The sequence below is a fragment of the Paenibacillus cellulosilyticus genome (genome assembly GCF_003182255.1).
GTDB lineage: Bacteria > Bacillota > Bacilli > Paenibacillales > Paenibacillaceae > Paenibacillus_T > Paenibacillus_T cellulosilyticus.
Genome location: NZ_QGTQ01000003.1, coordinates 448,631 through 468,529, shown reverse-complemented (window position 1 = coordinate 468,529; position 19,899 = coordinate 448,631). Strand labels below are relative to the sequence as shown.

General features: G+C 50.2%; 19 protein-coding genes. 4 read left to right on the top strand and 15 right to left on the bottom strand.

What is annotated here, in order from left to right:
• Positions 1–53 precede the first annotated feature (53 nt).
• The 11 genes from DFQ01_RS07300 to DFQ01_RS07250 all read right to left on the bottom strand — a co-directional run bounded on the left by DFQ01_RS07300 (position 54) and on the right by DFQ01_RS07250 (position 11,012).
• Positions 54–1,631, bottom strand: a complete 1,578-nt coding sequence (locus DFQ01_RS07300; RefSeq protein WP_110043213.1) for an MDR family MFS transporter — start codon at positions 1,629–1,631, stop codon at positions 54–56.
• Positions 1,628–3,088 (bottom strand): glycogen/starch synthase, encoded by a 1,461-nt coding sequence (locus tag DFQ01_RS07295; RefSeq protein WP_110043212.1) that lies wholly within the window; start codon positions 3,086–3,088, stop codon positions 1,628–1,630. The genes DFQ01_RS07300 and DFQ01_RS07295 overlap by 4 nt, the downstream gene beginning before the upstream one ends.
• Positions 3,082–3,537 (bottom strand): 3-hydroxyacyl-ACP dehydratase FabZ, encoded by a 456-nt coding sequence (gene fabZ / locus DFQ01_RS07290; RefSeq protein WP_245946564.1) that lies wholly within the window; start codon positions 3,535–3,537, stop codon positions 3,082–3,084. The genes DFQ01_RS07295 and fabZ overlap by 7 nt, the downstream gene beginning before the upstream one ends.
• Before the next feature lie 5 nt (positions 3,538–3,542).
• Positions 3,543–4,388: a sugar phosphate isomerase/epimerase family protein gene (locus DFQ01_RS07285; protein WP_110043210.1), complete on the bottom strand. Its 846-nt coding sequence runs from the start codon at positions 4,386–4,388 to the stop codon at positions 3,543–3,545.
• Positions 4,385–4,630, bottom strand: coding sequence for a hypothetical protein (locus tag DFQ01_RS07280; RefSeq protein ID WP_110043209.1), 246 nt, complete (start codon positions 4,628–4,630; stop codon positions 4,385–4,387). Before DFQ01_RS07280 ends, DFQ01_RS07285 begins: the two co-directional genes overlap by 4 nt.
• Complete coding sequence (locus tag DFQ01_RS07275; protein WP_110043208.1) at positions 4,608–6,050, bottom strand: class I adenylate-forming enzyme family protein; 1,443 nt, start codon at positions 6,048–6,050, stop codon at positions 4,608–4,610. The genes DFQ01_RS07280 and DFQ01_RS07275 overlap by 23 nt, the downstream gene beginning before the upstream one ends.
• The gene (locus tag DFQ01_RS07270; protein WP_110043207.1) at positions 6,037–6,762 is read right to left on the bottom strand and encodes a beta-ketoacyl-[acyl-carrier-protein] synthase family protein; all 726 of its coding nucleotides are present in this window, start codon (positions 6,760–6,762) and stop codon (positions 6,037–6,039) included. The genes DFQ01_RS07275 and DFQ01_RS07270 overlap by 14 nt, the downstream gene beginning before the upstream one ends.
• On the bottom strand, positions 6,743–7,999 hold the full coding sequence (locus DFQ01_RS07265; protein ID WP_110043206.1) for a beta-ketoacyl-[acyl-carrier-protein] synthase family protein: 1,257 nt from the start codon (positions 7,997–7,999) through the stop codon (positions 6,743–6,745). Before DFQ01_RS07265 ends, DFQ01_RS07270 begins: the two co-directional genes overlap by 20 nt.
• Positions 7,992–8,252 (bottom strand): acyl carrier protein, encoded by a 261-nt coding sequence (locus DFQ01_RS07260; protein WP_110043205.1) that lies wholly within the window; start codon positions 8,250–8,252, stop codon positions 7,992–7,994. The genes DFQ01_RS07265 and DFQ01_RS07260 overlap by 8 nt, the downstream gene beginning before the upstream one ends.
• The gene (locus DFQ01_RS07255) at positions 8,245–9,684 is read right to left on the bottom strand and encodes a glycosyltransferase family 2 protein (RefSeq protein WP_174812712.1); all 1,440 of its coding nucleotides are present in this window, start codon (positions 9,682–9,684) and stop codon (positions 8,245–8,247) included. The genes DFQ01_RS07260 and DFQ01_RS07255 overlap by 8 nt, the downstream gene beginning before the upstream one ends.
• Before the next feature lie 176 nt (positions 9,685–9,860).
• The gene (locus DFQ01_RS07250) at positions 9,861–11,012 is read right to left on the bottom strand and encodes a response regulator transcription factor (RefSeq protein ID WP_110043203.1); all 1,152 of its coding nucleotides are present in this window, start codon (positions 11,010–11,012) and stop codon (positions 9,861–9,863) included.
• A gap of 409 nt (positions 11,013–11,421) precedes the next feature.
• Here DFQ01_RS07250 and DFQ01_RS07245 point away from each other — a divergent pair, with 409 nt between their 5' ends.
• Together DFQ01_RS07245 and DFQ01_RS07240 are read left to right on the top strand one after the other, a co-directional pair.
• Positions 11,422–11,943 carry a VanZ family protein gene (locus tag DFQ01_RS07245; RefSeq protein ID WP_110043202.1) on the top strand — a complete coding sequence of 174 codons (522 nt, stop codon included), beginning with the start codon at positions 11,422–11,424 and terminating at the stop codon, positions 11,941–11,943.
• A gap of 193 nt (positions 11,944–12,136) precedes the next feature.
• A complete protein-coding gene (locus DFQ01_RS07240; protein WP_110043201.1) occupies positions 12,137–13,189 on the top strand; it encodes a DUF4349 domain-containing protein in 1,053 nt (350 codons plus the stop codon).
• A gap of 53 nt (positions 13,190–13,242) precedes the next feature.
• On the opposite strand, the gene DFQ01_RS07235 is transcribed toward DFQ01_RS07240, so the two are convergent.
• Positions 13,243–13,590 carry a DoxX family protein gene (locus DFQ01_RS07235; protein ID WP_110043200.1) on the bottom strand — a complete coding sequence of 116 codons (348 nt, stop codon included), beginning with the start codon at positions 13,588–13,590 and terminating at the stop codon, positions 13,243–13,245.
• A 239-nt stretch (positions 13,591–13,829) separates the two neighbouring features.
• On the opposite strand from DFQ01_RS07235, the gene DFQ01_RS32100 reads away from it, so the two are divergent.
• Positions 13,830–14,081, top strand: coding sequence for an alcohol dehydrogenase catalytic domain-containing protein (locus tag DFQ01_RS32100; protein WP_425452370.1), 252 nt, complete (start codon positions 13,830–13,832; stop codon positions 14,079–14,081).
• Positions 14,078–14,404: a hypothetical protein gene (locus tag DFQ01_RS30815; RefSeq protein ID WP_146216839.1), complete on the top strand. Its 327-nt coding sequence runs from the start codon at positions 14,078–14,080 to the stop codon at positions 14,402–14,404. Before DFQ01_RS32100 ends, DFQ01_RS30815 begins: the two co-directional genes overlap by 4 nt.
• 36 nt (positions 14,405–14,440) lie before the next feature.
• Here DFQ01_RS30815 and DFQ01_RS07230 read toward each other — a convergent pair whose 3' ends face one another.
• From DFQ01_RS07230 to DFQ01_RS31005, 3 genes are all read right to left on the bottom strand, one after another.
• Positions 14,441–14,917: an NUDIX hydrolase gene (locus tag DFQ01_RS07230; RefSeq protein ID WP_110043199.1), complete on the bottom strand. Its 477-nt coding sequence runs from the start codon at positions 14,915–14,917 to the stop codon at positions 14,441–14,443.
• A 98-nt stretch (positions 14,918–15,015) separates the two neighbouring features.
• Complete coding sequence (locus DFQ01_RS07225; protein WP_110043198.1) at positions 15,016–15,480, bottom strand: phage tail protein; 465 nt, start codon at positions 15,478–15,480, stop codon at positions 15,016–15,018.
• 232 nt (positions 15,481–15,712) lie between these two features.
• Positions 15,713–19,899: invasin domain 3-containing protein (locus tag DFQ01_RS31005; RefSeq protein ID WP_181394738.1), on the bottom strand; the 4,187-nt coding region annotated here is incomplete at its 5' end.

Genomic DNA, 19,899 nt, shown 5'->3' with positions numbered 1-19,899 from the left:
CCTCCCTTGTCTCTGTAATTGCAAGACATGCCGCCTTGTACAGCTGTACCTCTTCAGGCCTCTCGCTGATGCAGCAGCTTCAGCAGCTCTTCCGGCGGCAGTCCAGCCAGCTCTGGCGGAATCTCGGGAGCCGGCAGTAGCTTGCTGCTGCCGATCCACAAGCCAGCAAGGAGCGGCACGAGCGCGAGAACGACGGACCAATCAAACACATGACCGATCGAGCGCATTAATGCCTCCGCAGCGATATGCCACACTTCAGCTGTTGCCGCTTGTCCCTGCTCTCCGATATGACGCAGCAAGCTGCTCGCATCCGTCATATCGACAGATAGGTCAATCGTGTCTGGCAGCTGCTCTAGACCCCTTCGGAAATCACGGTATTGAATGGAGCCGAGCAGGCTAACACCCATAATGCCGCCGACCGAGCGGAAGAACGGGATGAGCGCATTCACGGTCCCCCATTGAGAAGGGTTAATCCGTGACAACGAGACGTTATAAATAACCGGGAACGACAACCCGATCCCGAGTCCAAGCAGCACCATATCCATACCGACGCGCCAATCTGGCGTTGTTGCATCCATTCTTCCGAACAGCAGCAGCGAGATGACGATCAGCCCGTTGGAGATGAGCAAGGCGTTGCGAAAGCTAACCATGGAGACCAGCTTGCCGCCAAGAAAGGAGCTGACGACAATGCTGATGCTCAGCGGCATGATCATGCTGCCTGTCTCTGTTGCCGTGCCGCCATTGACAGTCTGAATGAACAGCGGAATGAACGTAAAGGCCGCCATCATAACCATTCCCTGGAAGAATCCAATCGTCTGACAAATCGCAAACATCCGGCCGCGAAACAGCTCGATTGGAAGGAATGGATGACGTCGTCTTAACTCCACCCTGATGAAAGTAAGAAGTGCAGCTATAGCTGCCGTACCGAGAGCGATCATCTGCCATGAATACCAGCTGAACGTTTTGCCACTTAGCTCGAACAGGAGCAGCAGGCTAACGATCGATGCAAACAACAGCAGCAGTCCCGGCCAGTCAATGACAGGCTTCTCCTCCTGTACCTTCATCTCGCGATAAAACTTGAGCAGCAGCAGAGATACAAGACCAAGCGGCAGATTGACGTAGAAAATCCATCGCCAGTTCAAATAGTCAGTCAACACCGCTCCGATAATCGGCCCCATCACGCTGGAGATTGCATATACGGCGGACATCACCGATTGCATTCGATTGCGCAGCTTCTGTGGGTAAATCTCGAACACAATCGCGAACGAAATCGGCATAATCGCGCCCGCGCCGAGTCCTTGCAATACCCTGCACATGATGAGCGCAGGCATCGACTGCGCGATGCCGCATAAGATAGAGCCGATAATGAACATGACGATCGCTGCTAGTATAAAAGGCTTCCTTCCGTACATATCGCTAAGCTTGCCGAAGATCGGCATACCGAGCAGCTCAGCGATCATGTACGCTGAGAACACCCAGGCGTAATGCTGCAAATCGCCCAGATCAGCGGCAATCTGAGGGATCGATGTGGCGATGATAACCTGATCCAGCGAAGCGAGCAGCATCGCCAGCAGCAGTGCAGCAGTCGTCAACGTGCGGAATCGTGTATGGGCTGTGATGTCCTGTGTCATGGCTGTGTACGCTCAGCAGCATGAACGAGCTGCTCTCCCCCATATACAAAACGTTCCATGCCCGCTATCGAGTCGGTCCATTTCCATTCCAGCGCAGCGAGCGCTTCAACGGGCACTGAGATTGTTCTACCTGAGGCGTGTATTTCACGCACAATCTCCAGCACTTCATCATCGCTGTGGAACGTATAGGAGCTTCCGATTCCAATATGCCGCCCAATCCGCGCAGCAATCTCGATCAGTCCGCCGGTATGCTTCACGATCGGCATCGTACCGAACCTCGCCGCGTACATCGCGACGAGTCCACATGGCTCATATTGCGAAGGGACGATCATGTAATCCCCCGCCGCCATGACGCGATGGCACAGAGACTCGCTATAGGGACGGAGGTGCACGAGCTTATGCCCGCTGTCCGCTTCAAAGTCAATGAATGCGTCAAGCGGCTCACCATCGCCGAGCAGCAGCAGCTGGGCTTCGGGACAAGCAGCGGCAATCGCGCCGATGGTGTTGAGCCCTTTTTGCCGACAAATACGTCCAACGAAGATGAACAGCGGCTTATCGATATCAAACCCTGTCTGTTCGCACACTTCAGCCTTGCAGCGATGCTTGATCTCGCGTATATCGGAAGCGCCAGCGCGATACGCTTGAAGCAGCGGACTGCCGGTGATCGACCAGAAACGGTTGTCGATACCATTGAGAAAGCCTCGGAAGTCGCCTTGTTCGAACCGATGCCGAAGCAGGGCGTGTAACGCACTCGGGCCGCCGATCAATTCACGAGCATACGTGTCGCTCACGGTTACGACTCGATCGAAGAGCGGCAGCATCAGCTCACACCAGCTAGCATAGTTTCGATGGCTATCGCGAAAACGCATCTTCAGCTCCTCATCGACATTGAAATAGTCGTACACTTCCTTCTTCGCGATGTAGCCCTCGCCGAGATTGTGAATACAGAACACCGCCGTAATGCCAGCATTCTGCGCACTGATCCTTTCATCCAAATAAGCGGCGAACAGAGAAGCGTAAATGTCATTCCCTTGAATGACCGCCGGACGTTCGCTTGTACCGATCCCACGTCGTGCGAGGTCTTGCAGCATCGTTTTGCCAAGTAAAGAGAAATGGTTCAGGTTCCGGTCGTAGCGGCCTCCCCGATCATAAATCTCATCTCTACCAAAAAATTCGGGCTGGCGGACAAAATGGTATCGGAGCCCCTCATAGCTCGTCCGATGAATCGCATAGATAACCTGCTCGCGGCGAAATGAAATAGAATCCGAAACCACTTCAAATGGCTGCCGCTCGAACGGCTCGCGCATCAGCTTCTCATAGTACGGTGTATAGATGTCCACCTCATAGCCGCTATCGCGCAGCGCGCAGGCCAGCGAGTAGACGTAATCACTGATTCCTCCGGCCTTACTGAACGGGAAAGCATCGGGCGAAATTAAGATCCATGTTGGCTTCAGCAACGCGCCGTCTCCTTCCTTACCACCAGCTCGGGCGTATAGATGAGCATTTCATCAACCGTGCACACAACCTTACCGTCAACGGAAGCTTGGCCATTGCCCTTCAGATACGGTCCCCGCAGCATCGTGGCCTCGAACTGCAGATCCAGTCGGTCTCCTGGAACGACAGGCTTCGAGAATTTGACTGCCTTCATGGACACGAGCATACCCTTCTTCGGCTTGCTGCCCACTTCTTCAATCGGAAGGTTCACGAAGGCGGCCAGCTGCGCGATCGCTTCGGTAATGATGACCCCCGGTACAATTGGCTCATCGGGGAAATGTCCTTCCAGAAACCATTCGTTGTGCGTAATATTCTTGTAGCCACGAACCAGCTGTCCATTCACCTGCTCGACAATCCGATCCACGAACAGAAACGGATACCGGTGCGGCAATTGCTGTGTAATCGCGATCATTGTCTTCATTCCTTTGCGACAAGTATCATTCGGTTCAGCTTGTCCAGCTCATGAAGGAAGAACGTCTCACTCACCTCGCCGAACCATTCCAATGTGGCGTAACCCGAATACCCTCGGTCCTGCAGCAGCTGCAGCAGTGGCGCAAGTTCTACCACTCCTGTACTGATGGAATCCGAATCTTGCAGCCGCCCCATCGGATGGTATACATTGTGCATGTCGAAGTCCCTTGTAGGACGTACCGCATTTTTGAGATGGACATGCTTCACGACGTCATACCAATCCGCCAGCCGCTGTGCGACGGCACCGTCACCGAACTCCCACACATGAAACACATCGAAGTTGATCCCGATTCGTGACCAGCCTTCTCTACGGATCATGGCGACCAAACGGTCGACCGCTGACGGAGCATCCAGCAGCGTATTCGGATGTGTCTCCAATACGATGGTTGTCCCAGCTTGCGCTGCAAGCTCATTCATCTGCGCGATCCGCTCGAAGAACTGTACCCAATCCCGAGGCGTGGCTTCTGCACTCGACTTCGTGCCCGTAAACAATCGCAGCGTCGGAATACCTAAGGCATAACAGCTGTCGAGTTTGACTTGTAGTGCTGACCGCCATTTCGCATCATTCTGACTGAAATCAGTCGTATCCAGGTAGCCGCTAAGAACGCCAAAGGGCAGCATCGTTGTGGCGCTGCCACCATGGATACGTCGCATTAGCTCGGCCTGATGTCGAATATAATGCGGCTCCCATAGTTCAATCCCTTGAAACCCACATGACCGCGCCATTTGCTCAATGGCGTCCAACGCATACAGGTGGTAGCGGAACGAAACCGTCGCCAGCGCCCACTTCATCGGACGCCCTCTTGCACATGGGAGGCTATAAGCTGCTCAATCGTACGAATCGAGCGGAAGCTGTTCAGATCCACCGTGCGGTAATCGATGTTAACCCCGAACTTATCCTCGAACGAAGTAATAAGAAGAATCGTCGACATGGAATCGAGCAGCAGCGGTGCGTCATCATCGTCCACCTCCACCTCTTGCGGGAATAACCGAGCTTGCCTGACAAGCTCTCTAATTTGCTGCAGCAGGTTCATGGCAATACTCCTTTAGCAAGACGCCACGTATGATTTTGCCAGCTGGCGATACTGGAATTTCGTTGATGAATCGAATGCGCCTTGGGATTTTATAACGAGCCAGCCTGTCACTAAGCCACTCTTTAATGATAGATTCCGCCAACTCCGCCGCTTCATGGCTTACAACGAACGCTTCAAGCACGGTACCACTCGACGGCTGCTCATAGCTGACAACACATGCATCAACAATTTGAGGATGTGTACGCAACACCTGCTCGATTTCCGATATCGCTACCTTCAGTCCGCCAATGCTCACTTGGTCATTCTTCCGCTTCCCGATATACAACCGGCCTAGTTCGTCCAAGGAAACCAAATCCTGCGTGAACAGTCTGCCTCCCGCATACGCTTCTCGATCAGTACCTGAATGCGGAACCCACTGCGCTTGCTCGAACCGATACGGAGACTGGTTCAATGCAAGTACGAGCTCTCCCTCGTCAGTCACCTCAGCCTGCAAGCGTTTCGCGATGGAACCGACAGAGCCTATGGGTAGGCCCGACCACTGTACCGCGATATAACCGACCTCGCTCATTCCGTACTGTTGGCCGACTGGCAAACCGCGGCTTAACATCGTCTGCAGCAGCGTCTCAGGAAAAGGTCCACCGGAACAAAGAAGACGGAGTTCAGGGTGCCAACGATGCTCTGTCTCCAGCTGCTTATCCCACTCGTTTGCTAACAGTTGATAATGGAATGCGACGCCATAGACATGGGTGATCTGCTGTTCGACGATCGTCTGCATGATGATGCCTGGCTTGAGCATCTCAGGAAACACGAGCGTACCGCCATGGCTTAGCGTATGAATGGCTGAAGACAGCAAACCGAAGGAATGGCATAACGGCACCAAACAGAGAACCATACTATCAGTGCCGGGTGAATACGGTTCAGTTGCATAGTCCTCAAGCTCTGCAAGGATTGAATGTTTGGAACGGACAATCATTTTCGGAATGCCTGACGATCCGGAGCTGAACTGGATGAGTGCATCCTGTTCTGGCGATTCCGTCTGACTGATCTGCTCCTCTACGTGATAAAGCGCCAGCTCAGCATCGACTTGAGGGCTGAATACGCCAAATGCGGCGGAAGCCACACCGTTCTGCACGCTCACTCCAGCCTCAGGTCGGAACATTCGTTCACGATCCGCTTTCTCCGCTGCCGTAAGTCTTGGATCAAGCAGCAGTAAGCTGTTCTCCCTTTGCCATAAGGCATACACCCATTCCAGCATCGTGAAAGAGTCCGGTAAGTCCACCACAACCCGCTTCCTTATGCACGCGAGCCGATCGAGCTCATTCACCTTCGATTTAACTACATCAATCAATTGACGGTAGGTTCGCTGCTCCGAGCCACAGCGCAGCGCGACTCGTTCAAACGCTCCCTCATGGATGCGCATATGACGCCTCCGACTGGAATCCGCCCGCCATTCCGTGGAATACCGTCTCAGCTGGTTGATTCATTCGGTCATAGAACGACTGAACCGATTGAATCGGCTGGTTCCGCAGCGCTGCCGTCTCTTTCTTCTCCATTACCACGCAGACACTGCCTCCACCGAAGGCGATGTCAGACCCTTTCGAATCCAATCGGTCCTTGATCCATTGCTCCGCCTTGCGAGATGGCACATCGCACATGACGATTGCTACGAATGACGCGGACAGTTCCTCCAGCCAATCCGCCGCTTGCAGCAGTACGCTGAACGTACCGAGCTTGGTCGCCCCTATACATGACATCGGACCGTGCAGTTCAAGCTCCTTTGCGACATAGCCAATGATTGCGCTCGGCACCGATTGCGGGAACAGGATCGGACTGACTCGCTGCTTGAGCAGCAGCTCCGTGCTTGTCGCCTCTTCCGTAACAGCGTCGACAAACTGGCTTCCCAGCACAATGCCGCGCTGCGTCGGAGGAATGGAACATTCCAGCACGCCTGATTCTCTTACCGCGTTCATGACAGAATAATGGATGAGTGGGTTGAACGGAGACCGGACGAAGCCGCGAATCGCTGGCACCTCCGTGCCAGCCGGTACGAATGAACAGCCCGTCAGCGCGAACATGTGGTCCATCCATGCCAGATCGGCCTGCTGCTGTCTGCTAAGCCCGACTGTCAACATTCCAATCCCCCCTTTGCACAATCAAGCTGCAATTGTTCCCGCCAAACGCGCTGGAATTGGACATCACCGTCCGCAGAGGCAGCTTACGTGCCCCCTCAGTCACATAATCCAAGTCCATTCCTTCTTCCTGTTCCTCGTAATTGGCAGTTGGCGGGATTCGCTGATCCAGCAGGCTGATTACGCTAATAATCGCCTCGACCGCTCCAGTCGCCTCGAGCATATGGCCAGTTGTCGACTTCGTCGAGCTGATTGGAACTTGACCGGCGTAATCGCCGAAGACTCGTTTATACGCCTTCGTCTCGCAGCGGTCATTCAGCGGGGTGCCTGTTCCGTGCGCGTTCACATAATCGATGTCGCGTGGTGCAAGGCCTGCCTTGCGCAGCGCCGTCTCCATCGCACAGGCGAGTCCGCGTCCTTCTGGCTCCGGCTGCGTCACATGGAAGCCATCCGAGCTGACGCCCCAGCCGACGATTTCGGCCAGTGGCTTAGCGCCGCGCCGCAAGGCGCAATCCAGATTTTCAAGGACCAGTATGGCGGCACCATCTCCGATCAACAGTCCCGTCCGTCCCTTCGAGAACGGCCTAACCGTATGATCAGCCATCGCCCGACTGGAGTCGAACTGATAAAAGTTTTTCGGATAAAGAACATGAATGCCTCCGACGAACGCGCAATTCGTTCTTCCGTTACGAATCTGGTCGAAGCCATAACCAATCGCATTCGCCGAAGCTACACACGCGTTAGTAAAGGCAACGCAGCTGCCGCTCGAGCCGATCCGAGCGGCAATTTCATCGGCATGAACAGATGGGATGGAATCATGAATCGACAGCGGCTCGCTAGCATGAACCGTCTGGAATTCGTGGTCCCGACCGCTTATTTCGCGATTCGCCGAAGCTGCCGCCTCATCCGTCTGAAACTGCGCATAATACGGCAGCAACACGTTGCCTTCGCCCAGATTGCCTACTGCAACGACCGCATCTTCTAGCAGCTCACGATCGACTGCAGGATCTAGTCCCGACATACTCAGCGCTTGTTCCAAGCAGTACTGATTGAATGCCCGGTACGAACGCTCCTTGATTGGCGCCTCTGCTCCCCATTTGGCACAAGTCCCCCTCGTATCGAAGCTCCGAACCGGCGAGAATGCATGTCTGCCTTCGAATACATGCGAACGGATGAACGAATCACCATACCCGAACGGCGTAATAACGCCATAGCCAGTAACAACAACTCGATTACGCATGCACGCTTCGGCCTTCCAAGTAGGCAAGCAGCGCAGGCATGCTCTTCAGTCCCAATTCTGCTAGGTCCTCATCCGGAACTTTACATCCGTAGCGCTCCTCCAGATTAACGATAAGCTCCATCATCGAGATCGAATCGAGCTGAAAGCTCTTCTCCACACTGTCTTCCGGGTTAATCTCTTGTGGGACTTCCATATTCATCTTCGTTACGCATACTTCCGTAATAAAAGACTGCAGCTCTTCAAGCTTATTCATAATGTGCAACTCCTTCCTTTTCCATAAAATGAGAATTCGGCATTACCCAGACACTAACACGAGGCCATGCAGCAATCCGCTGCCTTAGCTCAGTCTCGGTCGTTTGATACACTCTCTCCATGAACAACTTGCGTTGGAACGGATTGGGGACGACGGCATATTCCTCCCCTGTTCCACTATTTAGAACAACATTGAGGTGATCATTGAAACGCTCGGAGACGAGCAGCACCACTTGCTTGGCAATTCTCGACAGCTCCTTCAGCCAATGCTCCTGCAGTTCAACCGAGAACAACCGAAACAGATCCGTAACAATCACAACATCGAAATATTGATTCTCGTATGACGTTCGGCAGCCGAGTAAATAAGCAACATGACAATCCGGCAATTGCTGCTGATACATCTCCACTAGCGGACGACTGTGTGCGAATAGGTGCGTTGTGCCCAATAGCTCTGCAGTTCGCAGACAATCAGGACCTATCAACAACGATCGCTTAGCTCCTGGCAAATGTGTGCGAGCCAGCTCTGCCAATGAACGCTCCGAATAAGGAGCCGGCAGTACATCCGTCATCTGCAGCGCTCGCAGCTTCTCCATCACAAACGTGTAGTACGGTCCTTCGTAGAACAAATACAGCTCTGATTCCAATTCATCGAACTTCGCATGCATATACGCTTTGTTGCGAATCTCATTGTGCCGTTTCTCCTCAGAATGGTGAATCGGATGCGGATAGTGAAACACAACTAACCCTTTCGGATGATGGAACGAGGCACCATGCCTGTACAGCCGATAGCTGAAATCAATGTCCTCTACGCCCCATCCCAAATAGGCCTCATCAAAACCTCCGACCTCCTCCACGAGCATCGCCGGGACGGTCATCGCACAGGTGAAACCGTAATACCATGGCGAGGCGACAACACTTACATCCCTGCAAAACAAGTCATGACGGAAGTCCTGCCATTCCTCTCCTGTCAGTACAGGGACATAGCTATCGGCTGCCTCATAGCTGAGTCCATCCACAATCGAAATGTCGGTTTCAGCTGGGTCCACCTTCAATCCATACGTGTAATGCATCAACACCTGACGACCCATCGAACGATTGCGATAGAACGCTGCGATCCGGGCCAGTCCATCCAAGGGCACAAGAATTCCGCTGTCAAAGAAACAAAGCACATCTCCTGTACTTGTTTGGATGCCTAGGTTTCGCGCTCTCGATCTACAAGATGCGCTGTCCCGAGGGCGGAATACATAGTGCAGTTGTGCAAACTGACCTTGAAGCTGCTCGACATAGGCTCTTGTATTGTCGTCCGAGCCATCATCCACGACGATGATTTCATAGCTGTCACGCTCATTCATTTGCTGCTTCACAAGCAGCTCCAGACCCATGAGCAGCAGTCGGTCTGAATTGTAGCTGGGTATGATGACCGATAGCTTCATAGCATCACGCTCCTCCATTTCCGAATCATACGGGCGGACCTCTTCCCCCTTCTAGTCCCAATTCTGCTAGGATCGCGATTCCGGAAGGGAGTCCTAGTCGGAATAGGACTGATTGAACGACGAAAAAGCTGACCCGGTTAGGGACAGCTTTCATCTTTCACTCCACTACATCACATTCAAATCCAATGGTTACGCTTCGCAGCAGCGACAGCTTCGTTCATGCGGGAAGCGGCTGTTTTGCGCAAAATGCTCGTAATATGGTTCGCCAATGTCTTCTCCGTTATCGGATGCTCCCGCTCCATGTTTATTCGATCAAGCATGGCCTTACGTGTTGAGCCCGGATGGCTGCTGTAATAGCGAAGGACCTCTACCTCGACTTTAGACAAAATCGATTTCGATCGGAGCTCAAGCTTGCGCAGCTGGAGCCGTGCCTCCATGCGTGCAATCAGCTCCTGACCGATGAATGGCTTAGGCAGATAATCATTGGCGCCCGATTTGAAACTGTGCATGATTTCCTCAGGCACACACATCGGCATCATCATAATGATCGGCAGCTCCGCGGACGAATACTTCTGACGAATGTGCTCGCAAGTCTCATAACCCGACATCGCAGACCCTGGCAGCGAGGTGTCCAACAGCACAAGATCATATCGATTCTGTTCGAGCTGACTAAACGCATCTGCGTCGCTCATTGCGGTTGTTATTGTCCACCGAAGAGGTTCTAGATAGCTCGTTATCGTATGCAGCTGATGTACTTCTCCGTCTACGACAAGAATTTGTACATCGCTGTATTCCCAATCGACCATGTTCAGATTGACCGGAAGTTTGGTCTCGATCTGAGGCTCAACCTCAACGCCGGCAGCAGCTTCCTCCGCTTGGCATTGGGTCAGCTCCTCCATAGCGGCAGCGGTGTACATCTGATTTGAATCAGCATCGTAATCCTTGCAGCGATCCGAATGCCCAGTATTAACATTACGAATCAACTGCTCGGCGAATTGATGCAATCGCTCATTCGCGAGCGCTATATGCCGGGATTGACTTTGAAGCGTTTCGTTGAACTGTGCGAGAAGAGCGGCATTCGCACGGTCTTTTACATCAGCGATCCCTCCATTCTTCAGCCATTTGCGAATACTTGGATTTATGAAGCAGAACATAGACACAGGAAGCAAGAGAAAGGTCATATCTAGTAGCAGAAGACTATTCATTAACAACGCCTTTAAAGCTGCATCTAATTCCAACATATCGATTACTAGCATAACAGTTATGGAAGAGGCGGTTCCGAGCATAAGCAGCATTGCAGCTGCTATCATCCCGATGGTTCGCATCATGGCGCTCCTTCTGCGCAATAGACACTCGATCAACGCAGGAGTGGAAACTTTAGATGTAGATATTGGTGAGGATGACCTAGTAATCTATTACAGCAAATAAATAGTTTTTCTCGCGACTTCCCCCTCATAAATAATCATACCGAATAATTTTACCTACTATTAGCGACTATTTAACTAGTTCACTTCTATGAAAAATATCGAAATTTGCGATCTCGCAGCATTATATTTGCAATCAGCAAAAAAGCTCACTTAGGACCTCTTCAGTCCTTCGTGAGCTTCCGCGTATTTCCGCTTCGATCATCAAAGTCAAATCCAAGCTGAATAACATTTTTATGAAAATTTAAGGATTTACTTATTTTTAATTTAGGGCCTTGCTCTATACTGTCTTTATGAAAGGCGGGATGCATCGATGAGAAGTTTACGAGCGATTAAAGCAATGCCGACTGCGGTGCTGTTCGTCGTATATATGTACATTTTGGTAAAAATCATCTTGTTCAAATTTGCCCATGTGGATCTTATGTTTTTATTAAAACAAGCTAAATGGGCTATTGCTGACATGGGTCGGCTCCATTATCGATGGGAAATGGCGAACTTGATCCCGTTCCGTACGATCACAGAAAATTTGAATAGTCATTCCCTATACGATTCGATTCAATTCTACGGAAATATTGGCTTGTTCATCCCGTTCGGCATGTTTATCCCGTTCCTCATGAATGGTCGCATGCATGGCATTCGGTTGTATGTATGGGTATTCGTCCTATCCTTTGCGCTATGTCTACTGCTCGAAAGTATTCAGCTTCTGTGCAGTATCGGAATGTTCGACGTCGACGATTTGATTCTGAACACAGCCGGCGGCATGCTGGGCTGTATCATCTTCCATCTGTTATTCGGTATCATTAGACCGTACAAAACTGCTGCCGCATTGAGCTGAGTGCATTAATCTCATAGGATCTATGATCAATACCCACTTCAAATACGGAGTGGGTTTTTGCGTCCCCCTTAAACAGAACGTATGCTCTATAGCCAATCTTTCACTTACGAATTGCAACCTAATGGTAATTCATACGTCTGTAAGGTATGCAGCTAGATAATTCCATCTCGAATCATGCCATAGGGGGCGCCATATGAGAACAGAGAGAAAAAGGTTTGCGTCAAAGATCGGCGTTTGGCTTGCAATCATCATGCTTACAGCAAGTCTTGCAGCCTGCAGCAGTAGTCAGGATTCATCGAAATCAGAAGCAACAGCAGCTACGGAAGCACCGATGTCAAAAGCAGATTCTAAAGTAGTGGATGGATTTAGAACGAGTAATACAACAACAGCGGAAACAGCCGATGCCGATACGGCCGCAGCTGAAACAAGTCAGACGAGCAGCGGAATAGCCGATACGTCCACACAGACGGACTTCAATCGCCAGGTCATTTATACGGCGGATCTTCGGATGCAGGTCAAAGATTTTGCCAATGCACGCAATACAATTGACAAGTTAATTACTAACAGCGGCGGTTTCTTGCTATCGTTCACCGAGGATCAATCCTCCAATGAAATGAGCGGCTCTTTCAAAATCAAGGTGCCGGCCAATGGTTTCAATACGTTCATCGATGCGATCGACAAGATGCCAGATAAGAAGCTGAGCAAAAGCATTAACGGCGAAGACGTAACCGAAGAGTATGCAGACCTCACCGCTCGCTTAAAAGCGAAAGAAGTAGCCGAAGCTCGTCTGCTCGCTTTTATGGAAAGCGCTAAAACGTCCAAAGATCTTGTCGCCTTCTCCAATGAACTTGCCCAGGTTCAAGAGGATATTGAACGGATAAAAGGCAGAATGCGCTACATCGACCAGAATGTCCAATACTCAACTATTAACATTAAAATGTATCAGACGCTTAACGGAGATAGCTCCGAAGTTAGCTTGGATGTGCAGCCAAGTCTTATGAAAAAAGCCGGCAATGCACTGAATAAAAGCGCTGATATGCTTGTCGAACTCGGGAAAGCCATCGTTATTGTTGCTGCCTTCTTAGTCCCGCTGCTCCCAGTTATAGGCGTCATCATCTTTATCATTTACATTGTAAATCGCCGTAAGAAACGCACCAAGCCCGCACCAAGCCCTACATCGCAGCAGAATGATCAAACCGCAACTAGTGATGATCTGAATCCACCTACAGACGACCAACATACGTAAGAGGTATGCTAAATGCGAAGGCCCATCCACAATGGATGGGCCTTCTTATTGGTTTAAACGGCTTGCACAACTACCAATGCAGCAGCAATGCATGTAAGGAATAATGCTGGAAAGGCTTGCCCTACTGGATGTTTCACCCGGAGATGCGTCAGGAATGCAACCAACATGGTGACGCCGAGCCAGATCCCGGCCCAAGCCGCAATTTCACGATCCCAATAACCAATGACAAGGCCGACAGCTCCAGCTAGTTGAACGATTCCCGTCACGACGCGAAACCATTGCGGCAGCTTAAGTGAATCGAACATTTCTACAAAATTTTTCGAACCGGTTAGCTTAGTAGCACCTCCAAATGACATAGCAACGAGCAGAAAGCTTTGAAGAATGACAAACATGATATACATATGACTATTCCTCCTTAATGGATTTCATATTCCCTCTCTTACGCGATTGGTTCACCTTCATTAATCAGACACCATTTGGTGTCTGATTGGATTATAGGACACCGAACAGTGTCCAGTCAACAACTATTTTGCTGCCGAAATAAAAAAAGCCTCAGCAGCAAAATGCTGAGACTGAGACTTAATGAACTGCCTATTACTTTCAATACCAGTATAATGCTTAACTGTTTGACTTGTCTTCCATGAACCATACTGGACTTCGAGAACATTTCCAATACGGAGGTATGAAAGATGAATATGAAAGCTATTGTTATCCCACAGTTCGGCGATTCTCAAGTTTTGACGGTTCGCGATACAGCCCCAGCATCGAGGTATCCGGTACGATTCGCGCCGTTGGTGAGCACGTCACCGGATTACATGTGGGTCAACATGTCGCGGCATTATCCATTGTAGACAGCGGTGGTTATGCGGAGGTTGTTCGCGTTCCCGCTTGACGATGCCTTCCATGCAGGTCGTTCTCTTGCAGAAGCTGCGGCCGATTCCTTCCAATGCAACAACCGCGTATATGATTCTATCGAATATCTCACGTATGCAGCCTGGTGATACCGTTCTAATCCACGCCGCTGCTGGCGGTGTGGGCAGTTCGCTTGGTCAAGTGGCTCGTGCGTTAGGGGCAGGCCGCATCATTGAAACGGTGGGCAGTACGGATAAATTCGAATTCGCTCGAAACAGAGAAAATCGCCCATTAAGCTGGCCTTCTGCTTCTCCATTGACAACAGCCTTCCACCTCCACTCGGTTTTGGTTTCTTTATTATAAAATCACGCGACCGTTAATTCCATGCACTTTACTGTGCTACATGCTAACACGCAGCCATTCAGAAGGAGCCTTCCTTACAAAATGCTTCTCAATAAAGGCAAGTACCTCATCGTTTCCCGGTAGACTGACTCTATCCATTGCCTCATTAAACGTCAACCACTCGTATTGACTATGCTCATGGTTCAGTATGACCTCTTGATCGTCATCCACGTATCCAACAAATACAGGTGCAACATAGATGTAGTCCGCTTGGGCCGAGTAGAATTGATCGAACTTATTGGTATTGTATAAGACTACTTGGGTAATGCTCGTTTCTTCTCGAATCTCTCTCAGAGCAGCTTCCCAAGCTTTCTCACCTTCCTCAATACCGCCGCCAATATAGCACCAAGTATCCCTAAGGACTGCAGAGTTACGTTTTAATAAAAGAACTTTGTGGTCATTATCCGTTCGTCTAAGCAGTACCGCTGCAATTCCAGTGCATCTGATCGGAACTTCGTGATGGATTCTACTCATAGGATCAGTCCTCTCCATAATCAATTGGTATTGTTCATGGATACATCTCCAAAATAAATCCTCTATTCCATTACACGAAATAGAGGATTTTATAATAATTAATATTCACCCTTAATCACAAAAAACGAGCCACGGATCGTTCCGGCAAGCTTAGACTTCTGTCTAGCGAACTTAAACTTACTTTCCAGCTCCTGCGGTATTTCCATTCCCTCTGAAAGCTTGAATCCAACCGCCCGCTTCTTCGGATCATCAATCGTGTACAGGACGTTAACCGCGAGACCATCCTCGTAGAACACGAAGGTCCAATCGATATTTTCCACTTGGAATCTCGTCGTTTCTAATGGCTTAGCCGCAAACTCAATATTGCGTTCTTCTTTCAAAATACGAGTCACTCGATCAATGTTGTTCTGACCCTCGCTAGCTGGGACCGTCGTGAATTCATGCTTGTATTTGTTCATGAAATAACGGGCTTCATTCGCACGTAAACCCGCAAGTGCATCAACTACAGGCGATGACTCGAGACCAACTGTAGACACATTTTTAAAATCAACGATGTACGCCATATCTATCCCCATTCTCTTCTTTATTCTCTATCATTAGTAATCACAAACTTAATGACTTCAAGTCGTTTCTACCAAGTATTATACCCAAAATGATGCAAAAGGAAAAATTAGAAGTCGTTATATATAAGTCATCACTTCATCTTCATTTACTGTTTTCGGAAAAAGTAAAAGGCACCAAATTAGGTGCCTTTTACAAAATAAGATATAGAACAATCTGGTTGAAAGATTTCGTCTACTCGTTAATAAATCCTGCTTTTTGCAGCATCCGGTACAGGAGAACGGCTGTCTCCGCGCGAGTTAACGACTTTGTCGGATATAGTGCGTCTCCATAACCTTTCATTAAGCCTTCTTGGATTGCCGTCTGAATGGCTGTGCGCGCCCATTCACCTACTTGACCGTTATCGGAATAAGCACCTAAATCAACTTCCGACCCAATAGAGCTTGATGCCGCTTCGCCCTTGGTCAATTGCAGTGCCCGGATCATGGTAACAATCGCTTCTTGACGCGAGATCTCTTGGTTCGGTTTGAATGTCCCATCCTTATAGCCATCCATTAGTCCATAAGCTTTCACCGCAGCAATGGACGCACTGTACCAGCTTGAATCGCTTACGTCAGTGAAGCCCGCAGATTGATCCGATTGCGGCAATCCTAACGCCCTTGCGAGCAATGCAGCAAGTTCTGCACGCGTAATCGCCTTATCTGGTGCGAATTCGCTGCCATTGACCCCATTAATGATCATTCTGCGGTTCATATCGCTAATTTCATTTGCAGCCCAATGATCCTGAATGTCAGTAAGCGTTGAAGTTCTAGATACAAGTACATACACACTGTTTGTAATACTGTGAACAACAGCAGCCGAACGTCCATCCACTTCGACAAACTGTGTTGGAACCGGACGGAGACCTTTTGTTGCATCCCACACCATAACCGTCGATGCTTCTCCTGCATTCGTCGGCAGGAACATGATTCGTTCAACGTAACCTGTAAAAGTGGTGATTTCTTTGCTTTCACCATTATGAAGCACGTAAACCTCGAATTGAACGGGATCGCCAATCAAGTGGAGACCGCTCTCAGCTGCCTCTTCCTGCAGTCCAGACAACTCATCGAGCTGGCTTGTCTGTATCGTGATTTGAATGACATCCTCATTATTCCATTCGGAGCCTTGTTTCACTATTTCATTGAGAGGCAGACTGTACTGGCCAAGTTTCGTAGCTAAAATAATTGAAGCATCATGTTCGTTGAGCAACTTCACCGCCATTCCCGAAAGCTGCAGTACATAGTTGTCCGCTTCATATTGAGTCGATACCATTACTTCTTGCTTAGCGCTATTCGTAAGTGATTCAAGCGCTTGTGTAATGGAAGTGGAATCGATCTGAATATCCAACCACTTCTCTCCATCTGAATTGGTACGGACTGTTGCCATTCCCGACACTTGAGAAGCGTTAATCGAAACTGGAACCGAATTATCGCTCCCAGGCATTGGGTATACGCTAGGAACAGCTGTAAATTGGACTTCAACCTGAGAAACAATTGCACTTCCGTTGACTTTGGCAGTGACCGAAACCTTAGAAGGTGCAGTTGGTGATGTCAGTGTCGCGACATAAGTACCATCACCTTTGTCCACTACTGTTCCTACAGTTCCTTTTGACACTGTAATCGAAACCGAATCGCCTCCGACTGTAACGGCATTACCTTGGGCATCTTTCAACGTTACCGTTACATTGGTCTGGCTCTTTCCATCAGCCATCATTGTCGTCTTATCTACTGCAATGGTGCTTGTCGAAGCTGACGGCGTTCCATGGACGAACTGTACGCTGGTTGTCGATGTGATTGCATTGCCGCCTACTGTCGCACTGAGTGTTGCTGTGCCGACTGTCGTTGGTGCAGTAAGTGTTGCCGTGTACGTACCATCACCTTTATCTGTTACGGCACTCACAGTTCCTGACGTTGCTGTAATTACCACCGTCTCACCACCGGTCGTTATTGCGTTGCCTTGCGCATCCTTCAATGTTACCGTCACTGTTGCTTGACTTGTCCCATCTGCTGTCAGCGTATTGTTGTCTACTGCAACGATACTTGTTGTTGCTGATGGCGTACCTGGTACGAACTGTACGCTGGCTGTCGATGCGATTGCGTTTCCGCCTACCTTTGCACTGACCGTTGAAGTACCGACTATCGTCGGTGCTGTCAGCGTTGCTGTGTACGTACCATCACCTTTATCTGTTACGGCACTCACAGTTCCTGACGTTGCTGTAATTACAACCGTCTCACCACCGGTCGTTATTTCGTTGCCTTGCGCGTCCTTCAGCGTTACTGTCACTGTTGCCTGACTTGCTCCGTCTGCTGTCAGCATACTGTTGTCTACTGAAACGAGGCTTGTCGTTGTTGATGGCGTACCAGAGATGAACTGTACAGTCGCCGTCGATGCAATTGCGCTACCACCAATTGTTGCACTGATAGTGGATGCACCCACCGTCGTAGGAGCCGTCAACGTCGCCGTGTAGGTACCGTTGCCATTGTCTGTTACTGCACTTACCGTCCCTTTCGTTGCGCTAATAGCAACAGACGTAACACCTGTTGTTATTGCATTGCCCTGTCCATCCTTCAACGTCACCGTCACGTTCGTCTGACTTGTTCCATCCGCTGTCAGTGTGCCAACGCCCACTGCGACCGTACTGGTCGACGCGGATGGCGTACCGGACTCAAACTGTACAGTCGCTGTCGATGCGATTGCGTTGCCGCCTACCTTTGCACTGACTGTTGAAGTACCCACTGTCGTCGGCGCAGTCAACGTTGCTGTGTACGTACCATCACCTTTATCTGTTACGGCACTCACAGTTCCTGACGTTGCTGTAATTACAACCGTCTCACCACCGGTCGTTATTTCGTTGCCTTGCGCGTCCTTCAGCGTTACTGTCACTGTTGCCTGACTTGCTCCGTCTGCTGTCAGCATACTGTTGTCTACTGAAACGAGGCTTGTCGTTGTTGATGGCGTACCTGGGATGAACTGTACAGTCGCCGTCGATGTAATTGCGCTACCACCAATTGTTGCACTGATAGTGGATGTGCCCACCGTCGTAGGAGCCGTCAACGTCGCCGTATAGGTACCGTTGCCATTGTCTGTTACTGCACTTATTATTCCTTTCGTTGCGATAATAGCAACAGACGTACCACCTGTTGTTATTGCATTGCCCTGTCCATCCTTTAACGTCACCGTTACGTTCGTCTGACTTGTTCCATCCGCTGTCAGTGTGCCAACGCCCACTGCGACCGTACTGGTCGACGCGGATGGCGTACCGGACTCAAACTGTACAGTCGCTGTCGATGCGATTGCGTTGCCGCCTACCTTTGCACTGACCGTTGAAGTACCAACTGTCGTCGGCGCAGTCAACGTTGCTGTGTACGTACCATCACCTTTATCTGTTACGGCACTTACCGTGCCTTTCGTAGCGTTAATGACTACCGTCTCGCCACCGGGTGTTATTGCGTTACCTTGCGCATCCTTCAACGTTACTGTTACTGTTGCCTGACTTGTCCCATCTGCTGTCAGCGTATTGTTGTCTACTGCAACGATACTTGTCGTTGCTGATGGCGTACCTGGGATGAACTGTACGCTGGCTGTCGATGCGATTGCGTTGCCGCCTATTGTGGCACTAACTGTTGAAGTACCAACTGTCGTCGGAGCAGTCAGCTTTGCTGTGTAAGTGCCATCGCCTTCATCTATTACGCCACTTACCGTGCCCTTCGTAGCCGTAATGACTACCGTATCTCCGCCGGTTGTTATTGCGTTTCCTTGCGCATCCTTCAACGTTACCGTCACCGTCGCTTGACTCGTTCCATCTGCCGTGAGTGTATTGTTATCTACTGCAACTGTACTTGTCGTTACTGATGGCGTACCAGCTACAAATGTTATGCTAGCTGTCGATGCGATTGCGTTGCCGCCTATTGTGGCACTGACCGTGGAATTACCGACTATCGTCGGTGCTGTCAGCGTCGCTGTGTAAGTGCCATTGCCTTCATCTATTACGGCACTTACCGTGCCCTTCGTAGCCGTAATGACTACCGTATCTCCGCCGGTTGTTATTGCGTTTCCTTGCGCATCCTTCAACGTTACTGTCACTGTTGCCTGACTTGTCCCATCTGCTGTCAGCGTATTATTGTCTACTGTAACAGTACTTATCGTTGCTGATGGCGTACCAGGGACGATCTGTACGCTAGCTGTCGATGTGATTGCATTAACACCAATTGTGGCACTAACTGTTGAAGTACCCACTGTCGTCGGCGCAGTCAGCGTTGCTGTGTACGTACCATCGCCTTCATCTATTACGGCACTAATCGTGCCCTTCGTTGCGGTAATGACTACCGTCTCGCCACCGGTTGTTATTGAATTGCCCTGCGCATCCTTCAGCGTTACTGTCG